The organism is Flavobacterium sufflavum, from assembly GCF_004016525.1.
Classification (GTDB): domain Bacteria; phylum Bacteroidota; class Bacteroidia; order Flavobacteriales; family Flavobacteriaceae; genus Flavobacterium; species Flavobacterium sufflavum.
The window spans coordinates 368475-378979 of the sequence record NZ_SACJ01000002.1 but is presented as its reverse complement, the minus strand read 5'-3'; the positions used below and the strand labels follow the sequence as shown (position 1 = coordinate 378979).

Annotated in this window: 8 protein-coding genes; all 8 read right to left on the bottom strand. The window is 34.6% G+C overall.

Features of this window, described 5'->3' with window-relative positions; translation table 11 throughout:
• The 8 genes from ruvA to EOD40_RS04530 all read right to left on the bottom strand — a co-directional run bounded on the left by ruvA (nt 1) and on the right by EOD40_RS04530 (nt 10494).
• Nucleotides 1–582: a Holliday junction branch migration protein RuvA gene (ruvA, locus tag EOD40_RS04565; RefSeq protein WP_128193716.1), complete on the bottom strand. Its 582-nt coding sequence runs from the start codon at nt 580–582 to the stop codon at nt 1–3.
• A 232-nt stretch (nt 583–814) separates the two neighbouring features.
• Entirely contained in the window at nt 815–1249 is a 435-nt protein-coding gene (locus EOD40_RS04560; protein ID WP_128193715.1) for a CBS domain-containing protein, read from the bottom strand.
• A gap of 72 nt (nt 1250–1321) precedes the next feature.
• Nucleotides 1322–3175, bottom strand: coding sequence for a trehalase family glycosidase (locus EOD40_RS04555; RefSeq protein WP_128193714.1), 1854 nt, complete (start codon nt 3173–3175; stop codon nt 1322–1324).
• On the bottom strand, nt 3172–4386 hold the full coding sequence (locus EOD40_RS04550) for an MFS transporter (RefSeq protein WP_128193713.1): 1215 nt from the start codon (nt 4384–4386) through the stop codon (nt 3172–3174). The genes EOD40_RS04555 and EOD40_RS04550 overlap by 4 nt, the downstream gene beginning before the upstream one ends.
• Nucleotides 4387–4495: 109 nt before the next feature.
• Nucleotides 4496–6232, bottom strand: coding sequence for an alpha-amylase family glycosyl hydrolase (locus EOD40_RS04545; protein WP_128193712.1), 1737 nt, complete (start codon nt 6230–6232; stop codon nt 4496–4498).
• A 6-nt stretch (nt 6233–6238) separates the two neighbouring features.
• Nucleotides 6239–7165, bottom strand: a complete 927-nt coding sequence (locus EOD40_RS04540) for a carbohydrate kinase family protein (protein WP_128193711.1) — start codon at nt 7163–7165, stop codon at nt 6239–6241.
• 17 nt (nt 7166–7182) lie between these two features.
• Complete coding sequence (locus tag EOD40_RS04535) at nt 7183–8490, bottom strand: MFS transporter (RefSeq protein ID WP_128193710.1); 1308 nt, start codon at nt 8488–8490, stop codon at nt 7183–7185.
• Nucleotides 8491–8964: 474 nt separating this feature from the next.
• Nucleotides 8965–10494, bottom strand: a complete 1530-nt coding sequence (locus tag EOD40_RS04530; RefSeq protein ID WP_128193709.1) for a RagB/SusD family nutrient uptake outer membrane protein — start codon at nt 10492–10494, stop codon at nt 8965–8967.
• Between the last annotated feature and the right edge of the window lie 11 nt (nt 10495–10505).

Sequence of the window (10505 nt, the reverse complement as noted above, 5' to 3'; positions counted from 1 at the left end):
TTATAAGCTTTTTAATGCTTGTTTGATAATAGATTCTACAGATGCGTCCGGGTTCTCTTTTACAATTTTTTCTATGACCTTTTCTGAAGCTTTCCTAACAAATCCTAGAACTTCTAATGCAGATAACGCTTCATCTCTATTTGTATTGCTTTGTGACATAGAAACTTCATCCAAATCATACAATTTCAACACCTTGTCTTTAAGATCTAAAATTACTCTTTGAGCCGTTTTACTCCCAATCCCTTTTATAGACTGAATAGTTCCCACATCTCCTGATGCAATTGCATTAGTAATTTGTTTAGGATCCAATGAAGACAACATGGTTCTTGCAATACCTGCCCCAATACCTGAAACCGAAATCAGTAATTTAAAAATCTCCCTTTCTGATTTCTCAACAAAACCAAATATAGTATGCGCATCTTCCTTTATTTGAAGATAAGTAAATACTTTTATAAAATCAGAATTAGGAAGCAAAGAATAAGTGTGTAATGAAATATGAACATCATAACCCACTCCACCACAATCAATAACGACTTGTGTTGGCGATTTTTCAACTAACTTCCCTTGTAAATGTGCAATCATCTGAGACTTTTTGTATAAAGTTTTTTTGTTCAAAATTACTATTACCCATCTTCCTTTCCCAAACAGCTGTAACTGTAATAGCAGTTTTATCTTATATACAAAGATAGAAGTCTTAACTTAAAAAGTTAACATTTTCATAATTCTTTTATAAAAAACCGACAATTAATTCCATAAAAAAAGCCGCAAAAAATTGCGGCTGGAAAATATCTTTATATATAATTAATATCAAAAACTAAGACTGGGTTCCATTGATATAAGAATCCAATAACTGAATCGTTTCTTTTTGTTTTTCAATTATCGATTTTACAACATCCCCAATAGAGATAAGCCCAATGACTTTATTATCAACAACAACAGGTAAATGTCGTATTCTATTAGAACTCATCAATTCCATACAATAATCTAAATCATCAGTAGGCTTAACGGTAATTACCTTACTTACCATTATTTCATCCACCAAAGTATTCTTAGACGATTTCCCCTTAAGAACAATTTTCCTGGCGTAATCCCTCTCAGACAGAATTCCTTTCAGTTGGTCATTTTCAATAACGAGTATTGCCCCAACATTTTTCTCCCCCATTACTTTAATAGCATCATAAACGCTAATAGTTGGAATAATTGAATATACATTATTCCCTTTCGTGCTTAATATTTGATTTACAGTCATATTGAGAATTTTTAAGAACTATAAATTTATAAAAAAAAACAGTACTCAAGCGATAAAGTTTCAAAAAAATGGTCAAAATAAATCCTCCGGAGAAGTCATTTTATTCAACTCCCCCCTCAAATTAGGGGTTAAATGATTTAATCCATATTGAAAAGAGGCATTCATCCATCCAAATCCTTCCCGGGTGATGTATTCAAAATCAGTTCCCTGATTGCCATATTCGGCAAAAACTTTATGGGAAGCACTCACAACGTCATACTTTTCAGGAACGGTTCCGTTGTATTCACAGGCATTCTTGGTAATCATCCACAACCAACGGTAGATTAATTCCTGAGCCAAATCATCGTATCCATAATGGCACAATCCTTTCCAAATTATGATTTGATGTGGAGGCCATCCATTAGGATAATCCCATTGGCGTTGCATTTGTTCAGCTCCGATATGAGCCAAAGCTTCCGGAGCGCAACCTGCAATTCCTCCCAAACAAATTAGTTTAGGCAAAGCATATCTTACCATTTTTTCAGCTTGCTCTTCAGTCGCAATCCCTGCCCATAATGGAAAAAAACTGGTAGCTGAAAGAAAATTAATGCTTTTTTGGGTTTCAAAATTGTAATCATCAAAACATTTCAGGTCCTCGTTCCATAGAAACCGGTTCATCAGATGTTTTCGTTTCTCAGCCTTTTCCTTCCAATATTCAGGTGTATAGGTAAAACCGTTATACATGAAACTCCCTTTGAAATACTTTGTAGTTAACTCTTCAAAATCTGTTTCATATTTATACAACATCGCATTTAATTCAACCACGTTTAATGAGGCGCAAATCGCTTCCAAACGATAACTGGTATCATGGCCACTTTCCCTAACACTTCTATCGTGTACAAAGTAAGCATCCAATTCTTTGTTTATAATTTTCCTTTGGTAATATTCTTTCTCATAATCTGCAACAGAGAGATTGGCCGCTTGGGCATAGGGCTTCAAAAGATCATCATAATGTCCTTGTTCTGTCTCAGGTGGCAAACCAATTCCTTCTGCAAAATAACGATTGAGACCGTTATCCGTCAACCTTTTCCCTTTTTCCATCCAAACCGTTTCATATTCCTTAATGGCAATTTCAAGTTTAGATTGCAACCAATTTATATCTTTATCCGGCATGCTTTCAAAAACCTCCCGAATCATGCTAGAAAAAAATGGAGGCTGTGTCCTGGTTAGATAATATGACCTATTGGCATTTAATATTTTTCCGTAATGTTCAATTTGATAGGCAAAATTATCCACCATACTTTTTGCCAAATCTAATTTCCCATCGAGCAACAAACCTATGTTTTCAAAATAACTGTCCCATCCATACATTTCATTAAATCTTCCCCCGGGAACCACAAAAGGCAAACCTGAAATTTCACCGTTATGCTCAACCAGCGCTAATGACAATATTCCACCTTCATCATTGATACTTCTCACATACTCAGGCGTTATTTTCTCGGGTAACTGCACCACTTTGAGATTAAATTTTGATGCTAATTTTTTATAATATTCAAAAGCAAAATGGTCTGTAAAAGGCACGTAAACAATTGCTTTTTCAGCCTTAGATTTCGAATCAGTCAAAATATTCTCCAGCCCTTTTTCATCCATCGTCCTCGTTAAACCATCCCAAAAATAATCCCGTATCATTCTGGAGATTCGCTCAGCAGGTTTTTCAAATATCATTTCGGTATCAATATAATCATTGCCTTGCTCTCCCGCCAGGATTAACTCTTGCAACAAATTAGACAAAAAATAAGTACCCTCAACAACAATCTCCTGCCCGTTACTTGCAAGATGAAATTTTTTAGGACCTTTATCTTCAACTGTAATTCGTTTGTCCTGATCAATATCCTCCTGAAGCAAAAGCTCTTGGAATACTTTATCTATATTGAGTATTATTTTCATGATTTAGAAGTAAGTTTTTTTAATATAAAGAAAGAAATGAGCAACAAAGACATCGGAATTAAAGTATAATAAAATGCATTTTCAGGCCCTTCATTTTTAAACAGATAGCCAATAATTCTGGAACCAAGGGTTCCTCCTAAAGCAGAGAAAACAACAATTAGACCGGTCATTGAACTGTGCAATTTTTGAGGCAGCGCACTCAAAACAACAGAATTCAAAAGTGGATATATAGGTGCAATAAAAAGTCCCACAAGTGGAAAAGCAAATCCTATTATTGGAATATCACCAAGAGAGTTGATTTCTTTTACTTCTAATCCAACTGTTTTGGGAAGCACAAAAATCACGATGAGCATAGCCATCACAATACAAAAACTCAACACCCAAATCCAGTTTATTTTTTTAGTAATAATCCCTGCTAACAACCTGCCTATTGCCAATGTAACAGCTAAAATACTGGCCATCATAATGCTGATATTCTGCGGCAGATGCAGCACTTTACTGTTGAATGTAGGAAGCCAGGACATGATTCCCTGTTCAATCATCACAAAGAGAAAAGCACTAATCACAAAGACTATCGTTAAAAGCTTAGCAAATAATTTGAACATTTGCGTAAAATCATCAGCCAAATTAACGCCCGGTATTTCTGTTTGATTTTCAAATTTTGTAAAAAACAAAAAGCCAAATGAAACCAATGAAATTGCCGCCAATAACCAATACACATTCAACCAGGCATCTGGATTAGTATCCGAATTAAACGCCGGAAAAAGAAAATATGCCAGTGCAATCCCTAACATAAAAACCCCTTCAATGCTACTCATCAAACTATTATGCTCTTTTTGATTTTCGGTAACGGTTCCTATTAATGAATAAACAGACACTTTAATTAATGCAAAAGAAATACCTACCGTTGCAAAAAGTAACTTTGCCGATTGGAATGAATTGCCAAAATACATACTGACACAAGCAAAAGCAACCAACCCAAGACCGATAAGCATGGCTTTTTTATAGCCAATTCTAGGTAAAAAAGAGGCAACCAAAAAAGAAACAATAGCGATAGGTAAATCCTTGAAAGCCTCCAGGATACTGGCTTGCAATTCATCAACACCATAATTTATCTGCGATTTAAGGATTACAATCCCTACACTATTGAGCAGAATTGCAAACACAAAATAATTGAGATACATGGCTATTTTTACAGTGCTTTTCTTCATGTTTTATTTTTTAATCATTTGAACAATTATGATTTTTAAATCCCTTTAGGCGTCACTACCTTTATTTTGATATTTTGACAGGCCTAATTTTTCGATTACAGTATAAAATTTAAAAACTCATAGTGCTTTTCATACCATTTACCGAATGGTCAATTGTAAAACGATTGATTTGAAGGTTTGCCTTTAGGTGAGTAATTGTGGTACCATTTACCCATTTGATATCTATAACAGCGTCAACAGTATCATTTATTTCTACCTGACCTGAAAACGCATTCGAATTATTTCTTAAGCGCATGATTTCGAGTTGCCTATTTACAACTTCCGTTTTCACCCCTTGGTCTACATCGTGCATGGTCAATGTGGTACGATTAATTTCTTTATGTCCTGCACTACCTCCATTATCTGCTGCTTCATAATTATTTTTACCGGCAAAAATATCTAAATACCAAACCTGCGGTATTCCCGGCATAAACATTTGAATAGCTCTCGCAAGAAGCAACTTTTGTTCGTCTTCACCTAGTGCACTAAAAAATGTAGCATTTATTTGATAATACGAAATTTTATTTCCTGAAGGATCGTAAAGATTCTTTACACGACCACCACGTTCCATAATTTTATTCATGATACTTTCAATCTCAACATCTTCTAACAATCCTTTATTATAGACACCATTAACCTCCTTACCTTTCAAATCCAGAACAGGTATCCCATCATGACAACCAAGCATGTTTACTGTTTTATATCCTTTAGCAATAATTTCCTTAGCCCAACTCAACAAAGCTTTACTCGTTTTATTTTCGATAGTATGTATCATTAAACCAGGCAAGAAAAAGTCATAGATGTAATATCCTTCATTGGCGACTTCATCATGTAAATGCAAACCATATTCTGCGTGAATTTCTGGCAATAGCATCAAATTATTTTGTTGTGCTATTTTCTTAATACGCTCAAGATATTCCCAAGTCCCTGGTTTATTAAAGAAATTAGATTCCCCTACTTGTTTATGCAAATAAGCAAAAGCGTCTAATCGAAGTATATTACAACCATAACCATTTAATTTCTTTAGTGTCTCCTCATAAAAATCCCATACCAAAGACGATGCCGCATTGACATCCATTTGTCCTAAATAGGAACGCTTTTGTTCTACAATTTGTAAAATTTCTGATTTCAAAGGAGTACAGTCTTCAAAATCAATAGTCAAAAAATCCCGATTATCCTTAATTGCAGTATTTATTGCGGCAACTACAAATAGACTTTGCTTTTCTGTTAATCCTTTTACATTTTGTAAATCTGCTACATCAATCGGATTATAAGTTATCTGTTGATAAAAAGTATTCCAATAAGGTTGTTCTGTACCATCCGGAAAACGGACTTTCAATATGGGCAAACCCGATTTTCTCATGAACAATTTTTGGAGAAACTCTGGTTTTGGGATTACAATTCCATCTTCATTTTTCACGCCGTTCCCTTCCCAGAACTCATTCCAATTGATAAAAAAATCTTTAAATTTAGATTCATTACCATATTGTAGTAAGTCTTTAAACTGAGGGGAAGCTACAGAAAGATGATTTAACACAATATCAAATTTCAGCTTTATCTGTAGCTCATTCAAATCCTTTAAATCTTTTGTATCTACTAAATCTTTATTTATATCATAATCAATAATAGAAAAACCTCTATCCAAATCACTATTAAAAAAGGTAGGTAAGACGTACAGGAAAGAAAATACCTCTTTAAACTCGGCCATTTTAAGCATGGCTATGGCGTCACTAAATTTTTCTCCAATACTATCCGGATAAACATTGAGCATTACACCATTACTGATTTTTTTATTATTTTGTTGCATCGTATTTTATAAAAGTTTAGAGAGGATATTGATGTTATCCGGTAATCGTCCGACATTTTGAAGTTTTAAAGCCGCCAATTTTAAAGCGATATCCAAACATTCATTAATTGATTTTTCTTTTATATGAGCAAATAAAAATCCGGACCAAAAAGCATCACCCGCCCCAGTGGAGTCCATAACTTTGTCAATTTTTATTGCTGGCATTTGTATTATTTCTTTCCCTTTTTGGGATAATTTAACCCCTTTGCTACCTAAAGTTAAGCAAACAGTATCTACTCCCTGATGGTGAAAAAATTCAAATATCTCTTCATGGGGAAGTTCCTTCTCAAAAAGACGCAACATATCATCTTCACTAATTTTTATTAATGGATTGAACTGACAATAGGCTTTGATTACTTTAAAAGCCTTCTTTTGACTTTTCCACAGCTTTCTTGCATAGTTAACATCGATACTTAGCTTACACCCTAAATCGTGTGCTTCTTGTGCTTTCTTTAAGATAGTCTTCTGTGCCGGATTTTTACTTAATGCGAAACAAGTGGTATGGAATATCTTTGTACGGGATAGTATTTCCTTTGAAATTTGTTCTTCATAGATACAACAATCTGCTGAACGGTACGGAATAAAATCTGGTGTCCCCTCGGATCTTGAAACAAAAATCACACTAGTCGATTTATCATCCAGGACGTTAAGATGGTTTGTATTTATACCAACACTCGTTAATCGTTCCGTGATATAGGATCCAAAACCATCATTCCCAACAGTTGCAACCATAACGGTATTCAAACCTAATCGCTTTGAATTCATAGCAACATTAGTAGGTGAACCGCCTAAATACCTATGATAATCTCTAGTTTCATTAATAAGTACTCCTTCTTGATGCCCAATAAAATCCACAAGAACTTCACCAACACAAAGGATATCTATTTCATTCATATTATTCTTTTTTTGTATTACTCACTTAATTTTGTCTTTTTTATTTTAATTAATAATGTGCAGAAAGCAGCAATCACTAATAACACTCCTGCAAAGCTTATTGCTAATCGAGGATCATTATTTAAAAAATGTTTAAGAATATAGCCAAAAGAAAGATTTTGAAAAATCATTGGAATTACAATCATCATGTTAATTATACCCATATATACACCATACCGTTCTTTTGGAATATCAGCTACAATCATCAGATAAGGTATCCCCATCATGCTTGCCCAACCGATACCAAAACCGGTAATAGCAAAAAACAAAAGATTTTTATTTTCTATATGCGGAAATACTAAAAATCCTATTGCCGCTAAAATCAAGCAGGAGGCATGTACTTTTTTGGGGCCAAACTTTTTGGCAAAACCAACCAAAGCAAATGCAGTAACAAAAGTGACGATGTTATACCAACCATTGACCAATCCTGTCCAACCTACTGCTTCTTCATATGCAGCAGGGTTACTTTGGGGAGTGGCACCCCAAACAGATAAGGCGATACTTTTGGAGGAATTTTGCCAATAACAAAACAACGCATACCACTGAAAAAGATATACCAATGCCAATTGCCACATCACTTTAGGCATATCTCCAATAGCCGAAAATATTTCTATTAAAGGATCGAACAATCCTCCTTTTTTTTCTTTAATGTGAAGCAATTCTTCTTCCGAGGGGGGGATTTCAGTCGTTGTTTTCATACTCCACCAAATAGTCCCAATCGAACAAATTGCCCCAAGAAAAAAGGAAGCATAAACCCAGGAAGGCAATGATCCTGTTTTACCAACAATTATCATTGGAAAAATAAACAATGACAAGTTTGCCAACGTTTGTCCAAATCCGGTAAAAAAACTTTGCATCTGAAACCCCAAAGGCAATTGTTCTTCATCCAGCTTGTCAGCAATAAAAGCTCTATAAGGCTCCATTGCAGTATTATTTCCCGCGTCTAAAATCCATAATAAACCCGCTGCCATCCATAACGAACTACTAAATGGAAACAACATTAACGCAATACTGCACAACAAGGCTCCTGCAAAAAAATAAGGTTTACGCCTGCCCCATTTGGGATGCCAGGTCTTATCGCTCATTGCTCCAATAAGCGGTTGAATTAACAAACCTGTCATTGGACCAGCCAGATTTAATAAAGGGATTTGATCTGGAGTTGCTCCTAAAAAATCATAGATGGGATTTACAGCACTTTGTTGCAATCCAAAACTATATTGAATTCCAAAAAATCCGACATTCATATTCCAAATTTGCCAAAAATTCAATCTTAGTTTTACTCCCATATACGGTTAGTTTATTAAATGGTGGTTTGAATATGCTAATAAAATTTACAGTTTAAGTTAAACTACATTTTTATAAATGTGATTTTGATTATTGAACTCCTCTATTGTTTTATAAACTAAAGCAACATGTCTTCTTTTTCCATTATACCATATTTCAATACATCCATATAGATTCCATTTCTTTAACTTCATTTACAAAACTAACTCTGGTTTGAAAAGAATTTAATTTTGTAAATAGAAGATTTTTTTGAACCTAATTATCTTTTGAAAATGATACCAAAAACATTACTATTATTGCTGTTATAGATTAGATATTTAAAAATCCACAGATAAAAAATTAGATTTATATTTTTAAGCAATGCTAATTTACACAGCAAATCATTTGCAACAAAAGCAACAAAACAGGAAGAAAAGAGGGTAAAATATTACCCTCTTCTATTATAATCTCAATTTATGATTTCAGCTGTAAAATAATTAATAACCAGGATTTTGTACCAAATTAGGATTTGCCGCCAACTTAGCCAATGGAATTGGAAAAATTAAAACATGGACATCTGTTACAGTAGCGCGCCCTTGTACAGCTGCATTAAATGTACCAAATCTAATTTGATCTTGTCTTCTGTGTCCTTCCCAATACAATTCTCTAGATCTCTCATCTAATATATTTGACAGAGTCAAGGAAACAAAGCTACTAGCCCCACGTTTAACCCTAAGTGTATTAACAATTATTAAAGCTGCAGCGGTATTTCCTTTACGAGCCAAAGCCTCTGCTTTCATTAACATAACATCTGCCAGACGCAAGAAAACAAAATCATTACTAGGTCTTGTAGGCTTACTATAATCTGTAAAATATTTCACCACTCTCATCCCTTTCTCTTCTGTAGAGTTTGTAAGAGAAAAATCTTGTGTAAACGAAAGTTGCGTGTTTGGTGTGTCTCTAAGGAGAATAGGTGCCCCATTCTCATTAACTTGTGGCCCTAACAAAATACCTGCTTTTAAACCATGTTTATCAGTAAAACCAGGAACTGATGCAGAACGACGAGTATCTAGTGCTTCAAACTTATTATATAAATCTGTCAAAGCCACAAAACCATTCCAACCACTAGGCGTTTGATTATAATGCAAAGAAGCAAAAGATAGTGTCTGAATATCGCCTCCCTCAGTATTTGTATTTTTAGCCGTAAAAATTAATTCAGTGGAAACTTCACCATTTGTAGGTCCAAAGTTTTCAAAATAATTAGTTTGTAACGTTCTATTTGCCATTGCTGCATCTGAATAAGCAATTACCTTGTCCATATCAGCAGCCGTAAATGTATAAGGTCCTGCCTGAGGCTTTCCATCGGCATCAGTTGCTTTATAAACAGCACGATTTAAATACATTTTAGCCAAAAGTGCATTTCCCGCATTTTTGTTGGCAATGTATGATGTTGCAGCCGTTCCATCAGGTAAATTCGCTAACTGTGCTTCAAGGATTTGTATAGCAAAATCTATAGCCTCTGTTCTTTTTAAATTTTTAGACGGAAGATTAATAACTGCTTCTCCTGGCTCACGCATAGAAACTTGCCCAAAAATATCCGTAATATAAAAAGTATATAAAGATTGTAAAAATACAGCTTGCGCCTTTTGTGAAGCTGTTATTCCGGTAAAACTTTGCGCATCTAATGCAAAAGCCAATCCTTTGTACAATTGCTCCCATGAACTTAAAATTCTTGCATTATCCGGAGTCCAGGTATGAAGATGCAAAGCTCTCCAAGTACCGTTATCATCCCAGTCAGCTCCTCTTGTAGGCCCTGCCATTTCATCAGAAGGATGCTCCTGAAGCATTAATTGATTATCATTATTTTGGAAAGACCTCAATTGTAGATAAGCAGATGATAAAGCCTGATCGGCACCTAAAATATTATTTGAAGCTTCTTTAGTAATAGAGTCATTTAACTCCTCTGACAAAGAACAAGAGGTCAGCGTTAACAACACTCCTGCCAATAGTATTATGTTTTTTTTCATGATTGTTAAAA